The following is a 411-nucleotide window of genomic DNA, read 5'->3' as shown; positions in this document are numbered from 1 at the left end:
AACCCGAAGGTGTTTCCACCGTCGCGCTGCGATTATTTGAGAGACTCTGTTACAGACTAATCCACCACTCAGTACTTCTACGGAGAGTGATGTTCAGCTGTAAACTTTCAATTTTCAGCTTGTTCCAGATTGTTAAAGAGCAATATCTTAAACACGACTCGTTAAAGTCATCTTTAAGATATTCAGTTGATAATGTCTTTCACACATTATCGGAGTGGCGTCCCCAAGGGGATTCGAACCCCTGTTACAGCCGTGAAAGGGCAGTGTCCTAGGCCTCTAGACGATGGGGACACGAAAATTCCGTACCAGACCACACAGTGGTTTGGCACTTTTCGCATCAGCGTAAGGTTGCCCTTACTGCATCAACAGGTGCTCTTGCTCATTAATTTCATCAGACAATCTGTGTGGACA

At 45.3% G+C, this 411-nt stretch carries 1 tRNA gene; it reads right to left on the bottom strand.

The features are described 5' to 3' along the window. Nucleotides 1–215 precede the first annotated feature (215 nt). Nucleotides 216–291: transfer RNA gene (locus ACM615_RS23760), tRNA-Glu, on the bottom strand. Between the last annotated feature and the right edge of the window lie 120 nt (nt 292–411).

Source organism: Rahnella sp. PAMC25617 (assembly GCF_050606005.1).
In the GTDB taxonomy this organism is placed as follows: Bacteria; Pseudomonadota; Gammaproteobacteria; order Enterobacterales; family Enterobacteriaceae; genus Rahnella; species Rahnella variigena.
This window is presented reverse-complemented; position numbering and strand designations above follow the sequence as displayed.